The organism is Rhizobium sp. AG855 (assembly GCF_003610655.1).
GTDB lineage: Bacteria > Pseudomonadota > Alphaproteobacteria > Rhizobiales > Rhizobiaceae > Allorhizobium > Allorhizobium wuzhouense.
Window position 1 is genome coordinate 419,811 of record NZ_RAQG01000004.1, and the last position, 18,189, is coordinate 437,999.

Annotated in this window: 20 protein-coding genes; 12 read left to right on the forward strand and 8 right to left on the reverse strand. The window is 62.5% G+C overall.

All coding sequences use genetic code 11. From position 1 onward, the window contains the following. Window positions 1-160: 160 nt before the first annotated feature. Window positions 161-1,219 (forward strand): D-alanyl-D-alanine carboxypeptidase family protein, encoded by a 1,059-nt coding sequence (locus DFO46_RS18810; protein ID WP_120278541.1) that lies wholly within the window; start codon window positions 161-163, stop codon window positions 1,217-1,219. Window positions 1,220-1,227: 8 nt separating this feature from the next. Then, the gene (locus DFO46_RS18815; protein WP_120278542.1) at window positions 1,228-2,421 is read left to right on the forward strand and encodes a GTP-binding protein; all 1,194 of its coding nucleotides are present in this window, start codon (window positions 1,228-1,230) and stop codon (window positions 2,419-2,421) included. On the opposite strand, the gene DFO46_RS18820 is transcribed toward DFO46_RS18815, so the two are convergent. From DFO46_RS18820 to DFO46_RS23960, 5 genes are all read right to left on the reverse strand, one after another. Continuing rightward, complete coding sequence (locus DFO46_RS18820; protein ID WP_120278543.1) at window positions 2,418-2,660, reverse strand: sulfurtransferase TusA family protein; 243 nt, start codon at window positions 2,658-2,660, stop codon at window positions 2,418-2,420. The genes DFO46_RS18815 and DFO46_RS18820 overlap by 4 nt on opposite strands. Then, complete coding sequence (locus DFO46_RS18825; protein WP_120278544.1) at window positions 2,657-3,937, reverse strand: murein L,D-transpeptidase family protein; 1,281 nt, start codon at window positions 3,935-3,937, stop codon at window positions 2,657-2,659. Before DFO46_RS18825 ends, DFO46_RS18820 begins: the two co-directional genes overlap by 4 nt. Before the next feature lie 167 nt (window positions 3,938-4,104). Next, entirely contained in the window at window positions 4,105-5,058 is a 954-nt protein-coding gene (locus DFO46_RS18830; protein WP_110791115.1) for an acetyl-CoA carboxylase carboxyltransferase subunit alpha, read from the reverse strand. Between the two features lie 62 nt (window positions 5,059-5,120). After that, window positions 5,121-6,062 (reverse strand): site-specific tyrosine recombinase XerD, encoded by a 942-nt coding sequence (xerD, locus tag DFO46_RS18835; RefSeq protein WP_120278545.1) that lies wholly within the window; start codon window positions 6,060-6,062, stop codon window positions 5,121-5,123. A gap of 17 nt (window positions 6,063-6,079) precedes the next feature. Continuing rightward, window positions 6,080-6,229: a hypothetical protein gene (locus DFO46_RS23960; RefSeq protein WP_165826195.1), complete on the reverse strand. Its 150-nt coding sequence runs from the start codon at window positions 6,227-6,229 to the stop codon at window positions 6,080-6,082. Between the two features lie 146 nt (window positions 6,230-6,375). Here DFO46_RS23960 and DFO46_RS18840 point away from each other — a divergent pair, with 146 nt between their 5' ends. From DFO46_RS18840 to DFO46_RS18850, 3 genes are read left to right on the forward strand one after another with little or no spacing between them, the layout of a single operon-like run. Then, window positions 6,376-6,966 carry a shikimate kinase gene (locus DFO46_RS18840; protein WP_110791113.1) on the forward strand — a complete coding sequence of 197 codons (591 nt, stop codon included), beginning with the start codon at window positions 6,376-6,378 and terminating at the stop codon, window positions 6,964-6,966. Then, the gene (gene aroB / locus DFO46_RS18845) at window positions 6,963-8,090 is read left to right on the forward strand and encodes a 3-dehydroquinate synthase (RefSeq protein ID WP_120278546.1); all 1,128 of its coding nucleotides are present in this window, start codon (window positions 6,963-6,965) and stop codon (window positions 8,088-8,090) included. The genes DFO46_RS18840 and aroB overlap by 4 nt, the downstream gene beginning before the upstream one ends. Continuing rightward, window positions 8,090-9,397 carry an HlyC/CorC family transporter gene (locus DFO46_RS18850; protein WP_110791439.1) on the forward strand — a complete coding sequence of 436 codons (1,308 nt, stop codon included), beginning with the start codon at window positions 8,090-8,092 and terminating at the stop codon, window positions 9,395-9,397. Before aroB ends, DFO46_RS18850 begins: the two co-directional genes overlap by 1 nt. A gap of 16 nt (window positions 9,398-9,413) precedes the next feature. Here DFO46_RS18850 and DFO46_RS18855 read toward each other — a convergent pair whose 3' ends face one another. Beyond that, a complete protein-coding gene (locus DFO46_RS18855; protein WP_062282470.1) occupies window positions 9,414-9,695 on the reverse strand; it encodes a BolA family protein in 282 nt (93 codons plus the stop codon). A 103-nt stretch (window positions 9,696-9,798) separates the two neighbouring features. Between DFO46_RS18855 and DFO46_RS18860 the strand changes: the two genes are divergently transcribed. The 5 genes from DFO46_RS18860 to DFO46_RS18880 all read left to right on the forward strand — a co-directional run bounded on the left by DFO46_RS18860 (window position 9,799) and on the right by DFO46_RS18880 (window position 15,111). After that, the gene (locus tag DFO46_RS18860) at window positions 9,799-10,425 is read left to right on the forward strand and encodes a DnaJ domain-containing protein (RefSeq protein ID WP_120278547.1); all 627 of its coding nucleotides are present in this window, start codon (window positions 9,799-9,801) and stop codon (window positions 10,423-10,425) included. A gap of 58 nt (window positions 10,426-10,483) precedes the next feature. Continuing rightward, window positions 10,484-11,476, forward strand: a complete 993-nt coding sequence (gene cobS / locus DFO46_RS18865; protein ID WP_110791110.1) for a cobaltochelatase subunit CobS — start codon at window positions 10,484-10,486, stop codon at window positions 11,474-11,476. A gap of 12 nt (window positions 11,477-11,488) precedes the next feature. Further along, window positions 11,489-13,384 carry a cobaltochelatase subunit CobT gene (gene cobT, locus DFO46_RS18870; RefSeq protein ID WP_110791109.1) on the forward strand — a complete coding sequence of 632 codons (1,896 nt, stop codon included), beginning with the start codon at window positions 11,489-11,491 and terminating at the stop codon, window positions 13,382-13,384. A gap of 49 nt (window positions 13,385-13,433) precedes the next feature. Beyond that, entirely contained in the window at window positions 13,434-14,423 is a 990-nt protein-coding gene (locus DFO46_RS18875) for an esterase-like activity of phytase family protein (protein ID WP_120278548.1), read from the forward strand. Window positions 14,424-14,544: 121 nt separating this feature from the next. Further along, complete coding sequence (locus DFO46_RS18880) at window positions 14,545-15,111, forward strand: hypothetical protein (protein WP_120278549.1); 567 nt, start codon at window positions 14,545-14,547, stop codon at window positions 15,109-15,111. Window positions 15,112-15,178: 67 nt separating this feature from the next. On the opposite strand, the gene DFO46_RS18885 is transcribed toward DFO46_RS18880, so the two are convergent. Both DFO46_RS18885 and rpmB read right to left on the reverse strand, forming a co-directional pair. Continuing rightward, window positions 15,179-15,817: a queuosine precursor transporter gene (locus DFO46_RS18885; RefSeq protein WP_110791106.1), complete on the reverse strand. Its 639-nt coding sequence runs from the start codon at window positions 15,815-15,817 to the stop codon at window positions 15,179-15,181. A gap of 156 nt (window positions 15,818-15,973) precedes the next feature. After that, window positions 15,974-16,264 (reverse strand): 50S ribosomal protein L28, encoded by a 291-nt coding sequence (rpmB, locus tag DFO46_RS18890; RefSeq protein ID WP_062282487.1) that lies wholly within the window; start codon window positions 16,262-16,264, stop codon window positions 15,974-15,976. 235 nt (window positions 16,265-16,499) lie between these two features. On the opposite strand from rpmB, the gene DFO46_RS18895 reads away from it, so the two are divergent. Both DFO46_RS18895 and DFO46_RS18900 read left to right on the forward strand, forming a co-directional pair. After that, a complete protein-coding gene (locus DFO46_RS18895; protein WP_120278640.1) occupies window positions 16,500-17,273 on the forward strand; it encodes a DUF3108 domain-containing protein in 774 nt (257 codons plus the stop codon). Between the two features lie 32 nt (window positions 17,274-17,305). Then, window positions 17,306-18,184 (forward strand): EamA family transporter, encoded by an 879-nt coding sequence (locus tag DFO46_RS18900; RefSeq protein WP_120278550.1) that lies wholly within the window; start codon window positions 17,306-17,308, stop codon window positions 18,182-18,184. The last annotated feature ends 5 nt before the right edge of the window (window positions 18,185-18,189 follow it).

Consider the following 18,189-nt stretch of genomic DNA (forward strand, 5'->3'; position numbering starts at 1 on the left):
CCGAATGTGCGCCTTTCAATTGACGTATTCAATGGGCTTTGCCATTGCTTGCACTCCCATGGCATGGCAATGCCAGCACTCCTTACCCGCGAACAAGAGGTTCCCAATCGTGTCAACGAAGTGCCCGGGCAGGTTCTCCGTCAGAGCAGCCCTCCGCCGAATGGTCGCTGTTGCAGCCCTCGTCGCCGTTGCCGCACCCGGCGTCGCCGCCGCCAATCCGGTCGTGGTCGTCGATGTCGCGAGCGGCCGCGTGATCGCCCATCAGGAAGCGTTTCGCAAGTGGTATCCCGCCTCGCTCACCAAGCTGATGACGGCCTATGTGACCTTCAGTGCCATCCGCAGCGGCCAGGTCTCGCTCGATACCGTCGTCGTCATGAGCAAACATGCAGCCGACCAGCCGGCCAGCAAGATGTATTTCAAGCCGGGCTCCAAGCTCACCCTCGACAGCGCGCTGAAGCTGCTGCTCGTCAAGTCGGCCAATGACGTGGCCGTGGCGATCGCCGAGACGGTGGGGGGGACGGAAGGCGCCTTCGTCGCGCGGATGAATGCGGAAGCGAAACGCCTCGGCATGAGCTCCAGCCGCTTCATCAATCCGAACGGATTGCCGGGCAAGGGCCAGTATACGACGGCGCGGGATCTGGCCCTGCTCGCCGCCGCCATCCGCCGTGAATTCCCCGAACATGCCGGCTATTTTACGCTCGAAGGCGTCACCACCGGCAAGAAGGAATACCCCAATTATAATCTGCTGATCGGTCGCTTTCCCGGCGCCGACGGCATGAAGACGGGCTTCATCTGCGCCTCCGGCTTCAACCAGGTGTCGTCTGCCACGCGCAATGGCCGCACCGTGATCTCCGTCGTGCTCGGTGCCGACAGTCTTGGCGCGCGTGCCGACATGTCGGCGGATCTGCTGCAGAAGGCGCTGACCACCAATGTCGCCGGGAACCGGCTGGAAGCGCTGGCGCCTTATGGCGAGGGCCAGGATCAGGTGGCCGATATCAGCGCCGATATCTGCAATCCCAAGGCCGCCGCCGTGCGCAGCGAAGGTCGCGACGAAGGCGGTCGCATGAAGCTCCTGTCGGCCTATATCCGCGAAATGGACCATCCGCCGGTCATGAGCTTTGCCGGGCTGATCCCGGGCAGCGAGCCGGTCGACAGCAAGAAAGCGCCCGCTGGCGAAATCGCCAATGTGCCGATCCCCAAGCCCCGTCCGAGTTTGTGAGCGATTTCATGACGACTGACCGCATCCCTGTTTCGATCCTTACCGGCTTCCTCGGGGCGGGCAAGTCGACCCTGCTCAACCGGCTCCTCAAGGACCCGGCGATGAAGGATGCCGCCGTCATCATCAACGAGTTCGGCGAAGTCGGGATCGACCACCTGCTGGTCGAGGCGTCGAATGATGCGGTGGTGGAACTGGCCGACGGATGCCTGTGCTGCACGGTGCGCGGCGAACTGGTCGACACACTCGCCGAACTGATCGACGGCATGCAGACGGGGCGGTTGAAGCCTTTGTCGCGTATCGTCATCGAAACCACCGGCCTTGCCGATCCCGCACCCGTCATGCAGTCGGTCATGGGCCATCCGTCCATCGCCCAGCATTTCGATCTCGATGGCGTCGTCACCGTGGTCGATGCCGTCAACGGGCTGTCGACGATCGAGAGCTTCCCCGAGGCCTATCGCCAGGTCGCCGTCGCGGACCGGCTGATCCTCACCAAGAAGACGCTCGCCGATGCGGAGACGATCGACCGCATCACGACCCGGCTGAGAGCGCTCAATCCGCGCGCGCCGATCACCGATGGCGACGAGGAGGGTGCCGCCCAGGCCTCCATCCTGATTAACGGTCTCTACGATCCCGTTAGCAAGATCCCCGATGTCGACCGGTGGCTGCGGGACGAGATGGCGGCTGCCGATGATCACCATCATCACGACCACGATCACCACGGCCACGACAACCATGATCATCATCACCGTCATCATCATGACCATGACCATGACCATGGCCATGAGCACCACCACCATCATCACGCCCATGACGTGAACCGACACGGCGATCAGATCCGCTCCTATTCGATTCTGCACGACCAGCCGATCGATCCGATGGCGATCAACATGTTCATCGACCTGTTGCGCTCCACCCATGGCGACAAACTCCTTCGAATGAAGGCGATCGTCGCGCTGACCGACCGGCCGGACAAGCCGCTCGTGCTGCATGGGGTTCAGTCGATCTTCCATCCGCCGGTCCGCCTGCCGGCCTGGCCGGAGGGCTCTGACCGCAAGACGCGGCTGGTGCTGATCACCAAAGATCTCTCGGAAGATTATGTGCGGGATCTGTTCGGCGCCTTTACCGGCAAGGTCGCGATCGACCGTCCCGACCGCGCCGCCATGACCGACAATCCGCTGTCGGTGCCGGGTTTCAAGTTCTAGGCTTTCTGAGCGCCACCCTTGCGGATGCGGAAACGATGTCCGGTCTCGATCTTCTCCTGGGCGAGAAGGTCGTGGCCGTCCTCGCCGCAGAAATGCGGGATGTCGATGCCGGCCAGCGGGTCGCTGGTCTCGATCAGCAGTTCCTCGCCGGGTTTCATGTCCGCCAGCCTGCGCCGCGTCTTCAGGACGGGCAGGGGGCATTTCAGCCCCTTGAGGTCATAGAGGATGGCGGCGGTCATTCCGACTGCCAGAGCTTCCAGAAGGGCTTCTTGCTGGTCGGCGCTTCCGGAGCGGCTGCGGCTTGCGGCGGTGCCAGCGGGTTCGGCTGCGGCACGGGAATGTTGCTCGCAGTCTGCGTGCCCGGAGCCGCTTGCGCGGTCGCTGCCTGGTTTGCCACCGGGGCTGCATTGCCGGGCGTCGACATCGGTGCGGCCGTGCCATTGCCCGATGCGTTGTTCGCCATGCGGTTTACCGCGGCAGCGCCGTCGGGTGCGCTGAGGGTCGCGGGATCCACATCGTCGATGTCAAGCAGCTTGCCCGCCTTCAGCGCCGATCCGGTCGGGGCAAAGGCGAGATCCTTGGCACGCGACCGGCGCAGGTCGGCGACGAGCGCCTTGCGCTCGGCTTCGGTCGGGTCGTACCAGATCTTGCCGTCGAACTTTTTCAAGGCCTTGTCATAGGCCTTGTCATAGGCGGCATTGTGGCCGGCCATGGCCATTTCGAGCGCCGGCGGCGTCGACATCGGCGGGCAAGCGGCCTGGGCCGCGAAGCTCTGGCCCTCAGCGGCCACCTGGTTGAAAACGTATTTCTTCTCGCAGACATTCACTTCGGGGGGACGCTTGGTCACCTCGAACTGGTCATAGCCCACCTTCAGCATCTTCCAGAACTCGATGTGCTGGCTGTGGCGGTGGCGCGCCATGTTCTCGGCCGTCATGCGGAAGGGAAAGGCCTGCAGCTGGATCGAGGTCTGGCCGCCCTTGAAGGCGTCGCGGGCGAAGGCATAGATCTCGAGGATCTGCGCATCCGTCATCGAATAGCAGCCGGATGAAGAGCAGGCGCCGTGGATCATCAGGTTCGTGCCGCTACGGCCATTGGCCTGGTCGAAGCGGTTCGGGAAACCCGTGTTGATCGCGAGGAAATATTTGGAATTCGGGTTCAGGTGATAGGGCGTCAGCGGATAGAAGCCCTCGGGCGCCTGACGGTCGCCTTCCTTGACCTTGGGGCCAAGGCGGCCCGACCAGGCGCAGATGTCATAGGAGGCGATCAGGTCGAAGCGGTTGTTGGTCTTCGCCTTCCAGACCTCCAGCTTGCCCTCTTCCTTGAAGATGCGCAGCATGATCGGCGAATTGCGCTCCATGCCCTTCTTCTGGATTTCGGCAAGGATGCGGCCGGGCAGCGGCTGCTCGACCTTGTTGGAGACCTTCGGCGTATCGTAGGTCGCACTTTCCAACGTGTCATTGCAGCCCGCGAGGGCAGCAGCAAAAACCAGGAGCAGGGCCGTTGATGTCAAGCGCATGCGTAAACGCTCTTTCCAGAACTGATAGACAGGCTCAAGGAGCCCGGGATCAATAGTTTATAATGTCTTTCTTCACAAATTATAAACCACCGGAAACCGGCTGGCCTCACCCGCCTTCTGCCGCTAGGGCGGCAAAACGGCGGAGTGATGGCAAATAGCCTGCAGCGTCAGAGATTTCGGCCGATCTCGAGGAATTTCTGCCGACGGTCGGTGCGCAGCTTGTCGCCCGGCTGCGCAGAGAGTTCGGTGAGCGCCGTGAAGATCACGTCGCCGGTGGCATTGATCACCTTTTCCGGGGCGCGGTGCGCGCCGCCGACCGGCTCAGGAATGATGCCGTCGATGATGCCGAAACCTTTCAAGTCTTCCGCCGTGATCTTCATGCTGGTCGCGGCTTCCTTGGCGCGGGTCGAGTCGCGCCAGAGGATCGAGGCCGCCCCTTCCGGTGAAATGACGGAATAGATCGCGTGTTCGAGCATGTAGACGCGGTTGCCCGTGGCGATCGCGATCGCGCCGCCGGAGCCGCCTTCGCCGATCACGACAGAGATCATCGGGACCTTGAGGCCCAGGCACATTTCGGTCGAACGGGCGATGGCTTCCGCCTGGCCGCGCTCTTCCGCACCCACGCCCGGATAGGCGCCGGCCGTGTCGATCAGCGAAATCACCGGCAGTCCGAAACGATCGGCCATTTCCATGACGCGGATCGCCTTGCGATAGCCTTCGGGACGAGGGCTGCCGAAATTGTGCTTGATGCGCGACTTGGTGTCGTTGCCCTTTTCCTGGCCGATCACGGCAACAGGCTGGCCACGGAAGCGGGCGAGGCCGGCCTGGATGGCGGCGTCCTCGGCAAACTTGCGGTCACCGGCCAGTGGCGTGAATTCGGTGAACAGCGCTTCGGCATAGTCGACGAAATGCGGCCGCTGCGGATGGCGCGCGACCTGCGTCTTCTGCCAGGCGTTCAGCTTCGAATAGATGTCCACCATCGCCTCGTCGACGCGGCTTTCCAGCCGGCTGATCTCTTCCGAGGTGTCGATGCTCTCGTCCTCTTCCGCGATCTTCTTCAGTTCGCGGATCTTGGCCTCGAGGTCGGAGATGGGTTTTTCGAAGTCGAGATAATTGTGCATGAACTCCGTTCCGATCGTTCGTCCCTGGCGCGCGCCGCCCGCAGGAACCGGCTTTGCCGGTCCTAATCGGGGTTTTTGGCCTGTTTTGCAAGGGGGTGATGTGTTTGCACCAGTTGCTGCAGCCGCTCGTCCAATACATGCGTGTAGATTTGTGTCGTGGAAATGTCGCTGTGGCCAAGCAGTTCCTGCACCACGCGCAGGTCGGCTCCATTGCCGAGAAGATGGCTGGCAAAGGCGTGTCTCAGCACATGCGGCGAAACGGCCGCGGCCGACAGGCCGGCCCTGACAGCGAGATCCTTCAGTTCGCGGGCAAAGACCTGACGGGGCAGATGCCCTTCCTTTGAGGCAGCGGGAAAGAGAAAGGAACTCGCGGCATGGACCGGGTTTTCCACCCGGATCGCCCCATAACGGGCCAGCGCCTCGATTGCCGTGCGCGACAGCGGCACCAGCCGTTCCTTGTTGCCCTTGCCCTTCACCACCAGGAAGCGTCCTTCCTGGGTCAGGACCTTGGCCGGCAGCGACACGAGTTCGCTGACACGCATGCCGGTCGCATAGAGCAGTTCCAGCAAAGCCAACAGGCGTATGCGCTGTGGCTGTTCGGGTCCTTCCTCAAGGCTCTCTTCCTCGGCCAGCGTCAGCATGCCGTTCACATCCTCGACCGTCAGCACCTTGGGCAGGGGCCGGGCCTTCTTCGGCGCATCGAGGATCGCGGTCGGGTCGTCGCCGCGCAGGTTTTCCGCATAGAGAAACTTGTAGAACTGCCGCATGGCCGACAGGCGCCGAGCCTGCGACGTCGGCTGGAAACCGCGCCTTGAGAGGTCGGCCAGATAGGCCACGAGGTCGTCCCGGCTGGCATTGCCGACCGATACCTTTCGCCCCGACAGAAAGGAGGCGAGGTCTTCCAGGTCGCGTTCGTAAGACAACAGCGTGTTGGCGGCCGCCCCCCGCTCCGCACTCAGCATTTCGAGAAAGGCGTCCACACGGGCCCGGCTCAGATCCGACACGCCTGTCTCCTTTTTCGCTATTCGGCGGGGTTGATGCGTTCGGAAGGAATGCGCACGGTCACATCCCGTTCCCTCGGCTCGACGAAGACGGCGAAGGACCACATCGTCGCATAGACCATGCCGACAATGGTGGCGCAAAGGAAGAGAAAGCGGAAGAGTGTGGGCATGAACAGTCCTTTGGGCTCGCGCAGTCCTAGATAGGGAGAAGCGTGGCCAAGATGCAAGGCCGGGACAGTGTGGCCCGTTTGCCGCCTACGGCTTGACGCTCGCCCCCTATTTGTCAATAGGTCATGAAACAGTTGCGAACAGGCCGATGACCGATACGATCTTCAACCTAGCTCCCTCGCCCGGTGAGCGCGCCAAGGCAGCGCTGGGGCGCCGCAACCTCGTTCTCGTCGGTCTGATGGGGGCCGGCAAGTCGGCGATCGGGCGTCTCGTCGCCCAGCAGCTCGGTCTGCCCTTCATCGACACCGATACCGAGATCGAACGGGTTTCGCGCATGACGATCAGCGAACTCTTTGCCGCCTATGGCGAAGAGGAGTTCCGGGCGCTGGAAACCCGCGTCATCAAGCGGCTCATGCGCTCGGGTCCGCGCGTGGTCTCCACCGGCGGCGGCGCCTTCATCAACGAGAAGACCCGCAAGCAGATCGAGCGCGGGGGGCTCTCCGTCTGGTTGAACGCCGATCTCGACGTCCTTTGGGACCGCGTCAACAAGCGGGATCATCGGCCGCTCCTGAAGACGGAAAACCCGAAACAGACACTCAAGGACCTGATGGACAAGCGGTATCCCATTTATGCACTGGCTGATATCACCGTGCAGTCGAGGGACGAACGCAAGGAGGTGATCGCCGGTGAAGTGCTCACCGCAGTCATCGATCATATCGGCAAGGACAAACGCCCATGACAAAGCTCGAAACGACCGAACGCCTGGTGCATGTGCCGCTGGGCGAGCGCTCCTATGACATCCTGATCGGTCCCGGCCTGATGGCGCGTGCCGGCGGCGAGATCACGAGCCGCATCAAGGGCCGTCGTGCCGCGATCGTCACGGACGAGAATGTCGGCGCGCGTTATCTCGACGGTCTGATGGACAGCCTGCAGACCGACGGCATCGAAGCGGTCTCGGTGACGCTTCCCGCCGGCGAAAAGACCAAGAGCTTCGACAGCCTCACCAATGTCTGCGACGTGCTGCTTGAAGCGCGCATCGAGCGTAACGATACCGTGATTGCGCTCGGCGGCGGCGTCATCGGCGATCTCACCGGCTTTGCCGCCGGCATCGTGCGCCGTGGCGTGCGTTTCGTGCAGATCCCGACCTCGCTGCTCTCCCAGGTCGACAGTTCGGTCGGCGGCAAGACCGGCATCAATGCCCGCCAGGGCAAGAACCTTGTCGGCATCTTCAATCAGCCGGACCTCGTGCTTGCCGATACCGATGTGCTCGACACGCTGTCCGAGCGCGAATTCCGCGCCGGTTATGCCGAGGTCGCCAAATACGGCCTCATCGACAAGCCCGATTTCTTCGAATGGCTGGAGACGAACTGGCGCGAGGTCTTTGCCGGCGGCGCCGCCCGCATCGAAGCGATTGCCGTGTCCTGTCAGGCCAAGGCCGATGTGGTCGCCGCCGACGAGCGCGAAAACGGTCGTCGCGCACTGCTCAATCTCGGCCATACCTTCGGCCATGCGCTGGAAGCCGCGACGAAATACGACAGCAGCCGCCTCGTGCATGGCGAAGGTGTCTCCATCGGCATGGTGCTGGCGCATCGCTTTTCGGCGCGGATGAATCTGGCAAGCCCCGATCTTGCAACCCGAGTCGAGGCGCATCTGCGCGAAGTGGGACTTCCCACCCGCATGGACGAAATCCCCGGCGAGCTGCCACCGACCGAAATCCTGATGGACGCCATCGCCCAGGACAAGAAGGTGAAAAGCGGCAAGCTCACCTTTATCCTGACACGGGGCCTCGGGCAGTCGTTCGTTGCCGATGACGTGCCGGCCTCGGAAGTCGAGCGCTTCATCGAGGAGATGCGCGCACCATGATGGAGATCCAGGCTTTCCTGTCGAACCTGTCTGACTACTGGCTGACGCTTCTCGCCATCCTGGGGCTGATCTGTGCCTCGGCCTTCTTCTCCGGGTCCGAGACGGCGCTGACCGCAACGTCGCGCGCTCGCATGCACAGCCTGGAGGTCAATGGCGACACCCGTGCAGGCGTGGTCAATTTGCTGATCGAGCGGCGCGACCGGCTGATCGGGGCGCTTCTGATCGGCAACAACCTGGTCAACATCCTTGCCTCGTCGCTGACCACCAGCCTGTTCCTCGGCCTGCTCGGCGATTCCGGTGTTGCGATCGCCACCTTGCTGATGACCGTGCTTCTGGTCATCTTCTCGGAAGTCCTGCCGAAGAGCTGGGCGATTTCGACGCCTGAGCGTTTTGCCCTGTTCGTGGCGCCGCTCGTGCGCCCCTATGTGGCGGTTGTCGGCCCCCTGTCGAGCGTGGTCAACTGGATCGTGCGCAAGTTGCTCGGCATCTTCGGCGTCTCCATTTCCGGCGAGGCTTCGATGCTGTCGGCGCACGAAGAACTGCGCGGCGCGGTCGCGCTGCTCCATCGCGAGGGTGGCGTGGTCAAGGCCGATCGCGATCGTCTGGGCGGCGTTCTCGATCTCGGCGAGCTCGAGGTCTCCGACATCATGATCCACCGCACCGCCATGCGGGCGGTCAATGCCGACGAGCCGCCGGAAGTCGCCATCCGCATCATTCTCGAAAGTCCCTATACGCGCATGCCCGTCTGGCGCGGCGCGACCGACAACATCATCGGCGTCATTCATGCCAAGGACCTGATCCGGGCGCTCGCCGAACCCAATGTCGAACCGCACGACCTTGACATCGTCAAGATCGCCCAGAAGCCGTGGTTCGTGCCCGACACCACCAATCTGAAAGACCAGCTCAACGCCTTCCTGCGGCGCAAGACGCATTTCGCCGTTGTCGTGGACGAATATGGCGAAGTGCAGGGCGTGGTGACGCTGGAAGACATCCTCGAGGAGATCGTCGGCGATATCTCCGACGAGCACGATCTGGAAATCCAGGGCGTGCGTCAGGACAGCGATGGTTCGATCGTGGTCGATGGCGGTGTGCCGATCCGCGATCTCAACCGCGCCATGGACTGGCAGCTGCCGGATGAAGAGGCGACTACGATCGCCGGCTTGGTCATCCACGAATCGAAGACGATCCCGGAAGAACGCCAGGCGTTCACCTTCTACGGCAAGCGCTTCATCGTGCTGAAGCGGGAGAAGAACCGGATCACGCGGTTGCGCATCCGGCCAATCGAGACGACCGAAACTCCGGCCTGACCGTCAGGCTGCGGCCTTACCAGCGGGTGGCTTCGCCCGGTGCTGCGGGTTCGATAGCGAGCGCATGCAGGCCCGCGTCGATTTCGGGTTTGAGAAGATCGTTGACCGCCCGGTGACGCGCCAGCCGCGTCATGCCGGCAAAGGCGTCGGAGACGATCCGCACCCGCATATGCGTCTCGCCGGTACCGGTGATGTCAGGCTGATGGCCGGCGTGATGCGCGCTTTCGTCGATCACGACGAGCCTTTCCGGCGCGAAGGTCTCGGTGAGTTTCGCCTCGATCCGGTCGCGGAGGGACATGGGAATTCTCCTGGGCACTGCTTCGGCCAAAGCCCCACAAAGCGCTGAACATTCCCGTTTGTCAATTCTTGTCGCGCCCCTGCCCGCACCCCATAATCACCGCATGAAACTCGACTCGAAATACTTCGATCCGATCCGCACCAAGCGTCGACGGACGGCGGAGCCGGAACAATCCGATCCAACCTGCCAATGGGACGGCTGCAACAAGCCGGGTGCCCATCGCGCCCCCGTGGGTCGTCATGCCGAGGGCCAGTTTTTCCTGTTCTGCTTCGAGCATGTGAAGGAATACAACAAGGGCTACAACTACTTCTCGGGCCTCTCGGACACCGAGATTGCGCGCTACCAGAAAGAGGCGATCACCGGCCATCGCCCCACCTGGACCGTCGGTGTCAACAAGGCTGCCAAATCGAGCCCGATCCACTCGACAATGCGCTCCGGTTCGGCTGCGTCACAGGCGCGCATGAAGGACCCGTTCGGCTTCATCCAGCAGGGTCGCGGCGGCGCCTCGCGCTATCAGGCCGCCGACCGGAAACTCAAGACCTTGGAGACGAAAGCGCTGGATACGCTTGGGCTTACCGTCAGCGCTACACCGACCGACATCAAGACCCGGTACAAGGAGCTTGTAAAAAAACACCATCCCGACGCAAATGGCGGAGACAGGGCTTCCGAAGAGCGTTTTCGCGCTGTCATTGAAGCCTACAAATTGTTAAAGCAGGCCGGTTTCTGTTAATCCGAACACACAGCAGCGATGAATGCGGCCGGTCGGTGGCGCCCGGCATGGAGAGACGATGAGCAAAATGGATCTTGATATTACCAATCTCCCCGACACCACCGTGTCGGTTCGCGAGGTCTTTGGTATCGACAGCGATATTCGGGTGCCTGCCTATTCCAAGGGTGACGCCTATGTGCCGGACCTCGATCCGGACTATCTTTTCGACCGTGAAACCACGCTCGCCATCCTCGCCGGCTTTGCCCACAATCGTCGCGTCATGGTCTCCGGCTTCCACGGCACCGGCAAGTCGACCCATATCGAGCAGGTCGCCGCCCGCCTCAACTGGCCGTGCGTGCGCGTCAACCTCGACAGCCATGTCAGCCGTATCGATCTCGTCGGCAAGGACGCGATCGTCTTGAAAGACGGCAAGCAGATCACCGAATTCAAGGACGGCATCCTGCCCTGGGCCTATCAGCACAATGTCGCGCTCGTCTTCGACGAATATGATGCCGGTCGTCCGGACGTGATGTTCGTCATCCAGCGCGTGCTGGAATCGTCCGGCCGCCTGACGCTGCTCGACCAGAGCCGCGTCATCCGTCCTCACCCCGCCTTCCGTCTGTTCGCCACCGCCAACACGGTCGGCCTCGGCGACACGACCGGCCTTTATCACGGCACGCAGCAGATCAACCAGGCGCAGATGGACCGCTGGTCGATCGTCACCACGCTGAACTACCTGCCGCATGACAAGGAAGTCGACATCGTCTCGGCCAAGGTGAAGAGCTTCGGCTCGACGGCCGAAGGTCGCGATACCGTCTCGCGCATGGTCCGCCTTGCCGATCTGACGCGCGCCGCCTTCATCAATGGCGACCTCTCGACCGTCATGAGCCCGCGTACCGTCATCACCTGGGCTGAAAACGCCGAGATCTTCGGTGATGTCGCCTTCGCTTTCCGCGTCACCTTCCTCAACAAGTGCGACGAATTGGAGCGTACGCTGGTAGCCGAGCAGTATCAGCGCGCCTTCGGCGTGGAACTCAAGGAAAGTGCGGCCAATATCGTGCTTGGCGCATAAGGACTGAACAGCATGGCAGTGCGGGGCGATAATTCGAAGGCCAAGGCCGGCGGCGTGGTGGACATGGAGCCGATGCGCCGTGCCATCACCGGCTGCGTACGCTCGATCGCGGGCGATCCGCAGGTCGAGGTCGCCTTTGCCAATGAACGTCCTGGTCTCGCCGGCGAGCGCATCCGCCTGCCGGAACTCTCCAAGCGCCCGACGGCGCATGAACTCGCCGTGACCCGTGGTCTCGGCGATTCCATGGCGCTGCGGCTCGCCTGCCACGATCAGAAAATCCATGCCAGCATGGCACCGCAAGGCACCGATGCCCGCGCCATTTTCGATGCCGTCGAACAGGCGCGCGTCGAGGCGCTGGGCTCGATCCGCATGCCCGGCGTCGCCTCCAACATCCAGTCGATGAACACCGAGAAATACGCCAAGGCGAATTTTTCGACGATCAGCCGCCAGGAAGATGCACCGATCGGCGAAGCCGTCGCCATGCTCGTGCGTGAAAAGCTCACGGGCCAGAAGCCGCCGGAAACTGCCGGCAAGGTGCTCGATCTCTGGCGTCCCTTCATCGAGGACAAGGGCGGTGCCGATCTCGACAACCTCGCCTCCGTCATCGAAGACCAGCAGGCCTTTTCCCGTGTGATCCGCCACATGCTCTCGTCCATGGAAATGGCCGAGGACATGGGCGACGAAGAGGAGCAGGGCGAAGACGACCAGTCGACCGACGAGGAGCAGCCGCGCAGCGGCGAGCAGGACCAGGAAAGCGCCGAGGAAGAAGCCGGCCAGGATTCGGCGCCTGCCGAAGACAGCGAAGCCTCGCAGGAACAGCTCGACGACGGCGAAATGGATGGTGCCGAGATCTCCGAAGAGGAGATGTCAGACGAAGGCGACGACGACAGCGAAACGCCCGGCGAAATGCGCCGTCCGGCCACCCCCTTCGACGATTTCAACGAGAAGGTCGACTACAAGATCTTCACGCCGGAGTTCGACGAGGAAATCACGGCTGAAGAACTCTGCGACGAGGCTGAGCTTGAGCGGCTGCGCGCCTTCCTCGATAAGCAGCTCGCCCATCTGCAGGGTGCCGTCGGCCGGCTCGCCAACCGGCTGCAGCGCCGACTGATGGCGCAGCAGAACCGCTCCTGGGATTTCGACCTCGAAGAGGGTTACCTCGACCCGGCGCGCCTGACGCGCCTGATCATCGATCCCATGCAGCCGCTCTCCTTCAAGAAGGAGAAGGACACCAAGTTCCGCGACACCGTCGTGACGCTGGTCATTGACAATTCCGGCTCGATGCGCGGACGTCCGATCACGGTTGCCGCCTCCTGCGCCGACATTCTCGCCCGCACGCTCGAGCGCTGCGGCGTCAAGGTCGAGATCCTCGGCTTCACCACCAAGGCCTGGAAGGGCGGGCAGGCACGTGAGAAGTGGCTTGCCGGCGGCAAGCCGCCAGCGCCCGGCCGCCTGAATGATCTCCGCCATATCATCTACAAGTCGGCGGATGCGCCCTGGCGCCGGTCGCGCCGCAATCTCGGCCTGATGATGCGGGAAGGCCTGCTCAAGGAAAACATCGACGGTGAAGCGCTGATGTGGGCGCATAACCGCCTGATCGGCCGCCGCGAGCAGCGCAAGATCCTGATGATGATTTCCGACGGTGCACCGGTTGACGATTCGACGCTGTCGGTGAACCCTGGCAACTATCTCGAACGTCACCTGCGCGCCGTCATCGAGCAGATCGAGACGAAGTCGCCGGTCGAGCTCCTTGCCATCGGTATCGGCCACGATGTCACCCGCTACTATCGCCGCGCCGTCACCATCGTCGACGCCGACGAACTGGCAGGCGCGATGACCGAACAGCTCGCTTCGCTGTTCGAAGACAAGTCGACGGGTGGCACGGGACGGGCGCGTCTGCGTGCCTGAGCGCGGTCGGCTCCGTCGTTTCACGTCTCATCTGGCGTTGAGTGCCTGCGTGGCGCTTTTGGCCGCCTGCTCCAAACCGGCGGATATTCCTGCCGGTGAAACCCTTGCGATCCCCGTTGAAAGCAGTGCCTTCGTCGATCTCGACGGGGTGACGACGGCGCTCGGCGGCGCACCCAAACTAGCGCCCGGCCTTACCTTCCTCGGCGGCATGGAGCTATCCTCCCCCGAGCCGCTGTTCGGTGCCTTCTCCTCGATCCGTTTCCGCGACAGGGAGCGTTTTCTCGGCGTTTTCGATACGGGCTATTTCATCGAAGGGCGCATCACGCGCGATGGCGCTGGCCGCCTGATCGGTCTGGCAGATGTCCGTCTCGCCCCCTTGCTCGATGCCGACGGGCGGATCAGTCCGTCCAAGTATCTGGTCGATGCGGAAAGCCTGGCGCTCGATGGAGACCGCGCCTATGTCGGCTTCGAGCAACGCCACCGCGTCGTTGCCTACTCACCCGTGTCAGATCTTGGCCAGGCGCGACCCTCGGCCCCGCTGCCGCTCCCATTCGATGTCACCCGGCTGCGCAGCAATGGCGGGATCGAGGCTCTTGTATTGTCGCCAACCGCCAGCCCGCTTGCCGGCGCGCTCCTTGCGCTCTCGGAGAAGAGCGTGGACGAGAACGGCAACAATTACGCCGGCATACTCTCTGGCCCGCTTCAGGGCGAGTTCCGTGTCAAGCCGCATGATGGCTTCGAGATCACCGACGGCGCCTTCCTGCCTGATGGCGACCTGTTGCTGCTGGAGCGTCGCTTCTCGATCGCAACCGGCGTCGGCATGCGTCTGCGACGCATCGCGGGCGCCACAATCCGCCCCGGTGCCGTGGTCGATGGTGAAATCATCTTCGAAGCCGACAACCGCTCGCAGATCGACAATATGGAAGGCATGGAGGCGATCGTCGCCGAGGACGGCTCAATCCATCTGATCGTCGTCTCTGATGACAACCACTCCATCCTGCAGCGGACGCTGATGCTGGAATTCCGGCTGGCAAACTAGAACGGCTGGAAGACTTCGTTAACGCCGTTTGACCGTTGTTAATTCGGCGCCATCTGTGGCTCTTGCGCCGCCCCCTCGCTGCGGCGATAGTTCCGATACCGAGGCAAGCGACGAGCCCATCTTGAGCGACACCGGCGCAGATATCCTTGTCAGCCAGTCCATCCCCGCACCGCTGAGGATTGTGTTCGCCGTGGTGTCCGCCGCGCTCGCAATCCTGATTGTCACCGAACTCTCGCCCGGGCTCTGGCCGATTTCGTTTGTCACACCCTTTTTTGCGGTGATCGTCGGTGGCGGCCTTGTCGTGCTGGCCGGGCTCTTCCTGACTGCGGTCACAGGCCTTGGTGAGACCTGGCATTTCCGGCCCGGATTGGTTGAGATCGATCAGCGTCTTCTGACGACACGACAGGTCTTCGTCGTGGAGCCGGGATCGGGGGATTGCCGGATCCTTCGACAGGAAATCAGCGATTCCGCGCCGAGCTGGCACATCGTCATCGATCGCGCAGCCGCGCCTATGACGGTGCCCGGCGATCTCCTGGAGCGCGCCGCTACTTGGCTCATTTCGTCTGCGCGCAAAAGGCAGGGGCCCGGTCTCGTCTCACCGGGATTTGGTTCGGAGCAAGCGGCCGAGGAGGCGCTGGCACTGCTTCTGGCGAAAGGCGTGACGGTGTCTTCGGACACGGTCTCCTGACAAGAAAAAGGCGGGATCTTCACCCCGCCTGTTCTTCCCATTCGTCTGGCTTGCCGCTCCCGCTTGATCAGGCGGTCCGTTCGACCTGCGGCATTGGGCGCAGTACGCTCATCAGCGCGCCATAGGGCAGTAGCATCACCACGCCGATCAGCATCTTCACGCTGAAGTCGGCCATCGCCCAGGAGATCCAGCGCGGCGCTTCCGCGCTCATCACGCCGAGGATCGGGGCTGCAGAAATGGCGAAGTCGTCATTCGGGCCGATGAAGCCGAAAACCGGGGCGAAGGAGAGCGAGAAGAAGATCACCGTATCGAGCACAGAGCCAATCACCGAACCCATCAGCGGCGCCTTCCACCAGGACTGACGGCGCAGCCGGTTGAAGACGGAGATGTCGAGCAGCTGGCCGACCAGGAAGGCGGAGCCGGAGGCGACAGCGATGCGCGGGGTTGCCAGCAGAACGGAGAGGATGACGCCGGCGATGAAGCCGACAAAGACCACCTTGCGCGCCGCCGTCGGGCCGAACTGGCGGTTGGTCAGGTCGGTAACGAGGAAGGCGACCGGATAGGTAAAGGCGCCGAAGGTCAGGAGATCGGCGAGATTGATGTTGCCCAGCGTTCCCTGCAGCGGAAACTGCACGAGGAAGTTCGAGGCGACGACCACGATCGTCATGAGAAGGCTGTAGGCGATAAAATAGCGTGCGCTCAGCATTTTTTTATCCTGGGTGATGCCACCAGTTGGAGGGACAAGACTGTTTGTTCGAAAGGATCACGATATCGGCGGCTTGACGGCCATCATGTTCCCAAACGAAAAGGCTTGCCCGGATGCCCGGCCAAGCCTTGCTCGTTCAATGACCGAAAGCGTTTATTACGCGGCTTCGGCGGTCTTCTTGGCGATCTGGCGGCGCAGCAGACGGGCGCGCATGCTCAGTTCGTTTTCGGAAGCCTTGAGAAGGAAGGCGTCGAGGCCACCGCGATGCTCGACCGTGCGCAGGGCAGCAGCCGAAACGCGCAGACGGAAACGCTGGTTGAGAGCGTCCGAGATCAGCGTGACGTCGCACAGGTTCGGCAGGAACCGGCGCTTGGTCTTGTTGTTCGCGTGGCTTACATTGTTGCCCGACTGGACGCCCTTGCCGGTCAATTCGCAACTGCGGGACATGGTACACCTATTGTTTTTCTAGGCCATCGCATCGCTACCGGGCAAATGCCGGTGAGGCAATCCAACAGCGTCTGATTGGAAAGTTGCGGTTCTATAGTCAGTGAGAACCGGCCCGTCAAGCCAAACCTTGGATTTTCCCGGCTGACGCCCGTTCTTACGTTATTTTGTTGCCATAGTCCAACGGCATGTATGCGCCTATATCCACGCCGAAGCCCCAGCGTTGTCCCATATGGAGATGGTGTCCTTGCGTCGAACCGGTCTCGCCCTCGCTTCCTTTCTCGTTCTTTCGGCCTCCGCGTCGGCGGCCGACTACCGCTATGACACCGCCTACAGTGTCTCGCTCGGCATCCTGCCGATCGCCCGGCTCACCTTCCGAACGGAGGTGAAGAACGACCGGTACGAGATTTCGGGCCGGTTCCGCTCTTCGGGGCTTGTCGATATCGTGCGCGAGGTTTCTGCCGACAGCAGCGTCTCCGGCGTCTTTGCCGGCAACCGTTTGAAGCCCGATCTCTACCGGCTCGATTACACGAGCGGCAAGAAGAAGAGCCACTATACGATTACCTATGGCAATGGCAGCGCTATCGACACGAAGGTCGAGCCGCCGCCGAAGCCGAGGCCGCAGTCCTGGGTTCCGGTCACCGATGCCGACCTCAAGTCCGTTCTCGATCCGATCGGGGCTCTGCTGATTTCCGGCGATGGCGATGTCTGCTCCCGCACTTTGCCGATCTATGACGGCGAAAGCCGCATGGATCTGGTGCTGTCGCCTGTCGGCAATGCGCCGTTCACCGCCGGCAAGGCGCGTGGCGAGGCGATTGTCTGCTCCGTCCGCTACGTGCCCGTCTCCGGTTACAAGAAGGGACGCAAGGACATCGAGTATCTGAAGTCGGTCACGGGCATGGAGATCTGGTTTGCCAAGACCGCGACGCTGAAGCTATATGCTCCTGTCTATGCCAAGATCCCGACCCGCTACGGCACGGTGCATGTCTCGGCCGAGGCCTTTGACGGATAACGCAGGGGGCAGACCCCGGGCAGGGGTTGAGCATGAAAACCAGGGCAACGCTGATCGGTTTCACCGCGATTCTGATGTGGTCCTTCCTTGCCCTGATGACGGCCGCTTCCGGCACGATGCCGCCCTTCCAGCTGTCGGCGATCACCTTTGCCATTGGCAGCCTGCCGGGCCTCGCCCTGTTCGCCGCGCGGCCCGAACGCCTGCAGTCGTTGCGACAGCCCCCCAAGGTCTGGCTTGCCGGCGTCGGCGGCCTGTTTGGCTATCACTTCCTCTATTTCACCGCGCTTCGAAACGCACCGGCCGTCGAGGCTGGACTGATTGCCTATCTCTGGCCCCTGCTGATCGTCGTGGGGTCGGCACTTTTGCCGGGTGAAAAGCTTGGCTGGCACCATATCGTCGGCGCCATCGCCGGGCTTGCCGGCACCGTGCTGATCGTTGCCAAAAACGGTCTCGCCTTCGATCCGGCCTACAGTCTCGGTTATGTCGCCGCCTTCCTCTGCGCTTTCACCTGGGCCGCCTACTCGCTGATCAGCCGCAAGTTCGAGGCCGTGTCGACCGATGTCGTCACGGGCTTCTGCCTTGCGACGTCCATCCTGTCGCTCGTCTGCCATCTCGGCCTCGAAACCACCGTCTGGCCTGAAACGGCGACACAGTGGGTCGCCGTGGTCGGGCTTGGCCTCCTGCCGGTCGGACTTGCCTTCTACGTCTGGGACTATGGCGTCAAGAACGGCGACATCCAGATCCTCGGCGCATCGAGCTATGCAGCCCCGCTGCTTTCGACCCTGATCCTGATTATTTTTGGGTTTGGTGATATTAGCGCCAGAATTGGCCTCTCCTGTGTCTTAATCACCGGTGGTGCCATGCTTGCTGCCAAGGATATGCTGCTGCGCAAGAAGGATGTGGCGAGCTAGGCGGA

Bases quoted from the DNA above. Each gene is read 5' to 3' on its own strand.
- DFO46_RS18810 (WP_120278541.1), top strand. From the start codon at position 161: ATGGTCGCTGTTGCAGCCCTCGTCGCCGTTGCCGCACCCGGCGTCGCC.
- DFO46_RS18815 (WP_120278542.1), top strand. From the start codon at position 1,228: ATGACGACTGACCGCATCCCTGTTTCGATCCTTACCGGCTTCCTCGGG.
- DFO46_RS18820 (WP_120278543.1), bottom strand. From the start codon at position 2,660: ATGACCGCCGCCATCCTCTATGACCTCAAGGGGCTGAAATGCCCCCTG.
- DFO46_RS18825 (WP_120278544.1), bottom strand. From the start codon at position 3,937: ATGCGCTTGACATCAACGGCCCTGCTCCTGGTTTTTGCTGCTGCCCTC.
- DFO46_RS18830 (WP_110791115.1), bottom strand. From the start codon at position 5,058: ATGCACAATTATCTCGACTTCGAAAAACCCATCTCCGACCTCGAGGCC.
- DFO46_RS23960 (WP_165826195.1), bottom strand. From the start codon at position 6,229: ATGCCCACACTCTTCCGCTTTCTCTTCCTTTGCGCCACCATTGTCGGC.
- DFO46_RS18840 (WP_110791113.1), top strand. From the start codon at position 6,376: ATGACCGATACGATCTTCAACCTAGCTCCCTCGCCCGGTGAGCGCGCC.
- aroB (WP_120278546.1), top strand. From the start codon at position 6,963: ATGACAAAGCTCGAAACGACCGAACGCCTGGTGCATGTGCCGCTGGGC.
- DFO46_RS18850 (WP_110791439.1), top strand. From the start codon at position 8,090: ATGGAGATCCAGGCTTTCCTGTCGAACCTGTCTGACTACTGGCTGACG.
- DFO46_RS18855 (WP_062282470.1), bottom strand. From the start codon at position 9,695: ATGTCCCTCCGCGACCGGATCGAGGCGAAACTCACCGAGACCTTCGCG.
- DFO46_RS18860 (WP_120278547.1), top strand. From the start codon at position 9,799: ATGAAACTCGACTCGAAATACTTCGATCCGATCCGCACCAAGCGTCGA.
- cobS (WP_110791110.1), top strand. From the start codon at position 10,484: ATGAGCAAAATGGATCTTGATATTACCAATCTCCCCGACACCACCGTG.
- cobT (WP_110791109.1), top strand. From the start codon at position 11,489: ATGGCAGTGCGGGGCGATAATTCGAAGGCCAAGGCCGGCGGCGTGGTG.
- DFO46_RS18885 (WP_110791106.1), bottom strand. From the start codon at position 15,817: ATGCTGAGCGCACGCTATTTTATCGCCTACAGCCTTCTCATGACGATC.
- rpmB (WP_062282487.1), bottom strand. From the start codon at position 16,264: ATGTCCCGCAGTTGCGAATTGACCGGCAAGGGCGTCCAGTCGGGCAAC.
- DFO46_RS18895 (WP_120278640.1), top strand. From the start codon at position 16,500: ATGGTGTCCTTGCGTCGAACCGGTCTCGCCCTCGCTTCCTTTCTCGTT.
- DFO46_RS18900 (WP_120278550.1), top strand. From the start codon at position 17,306: ATGAAAACCAGGGCAACGCTGATCGGTTTCACCGCGATTCTGATGTGG.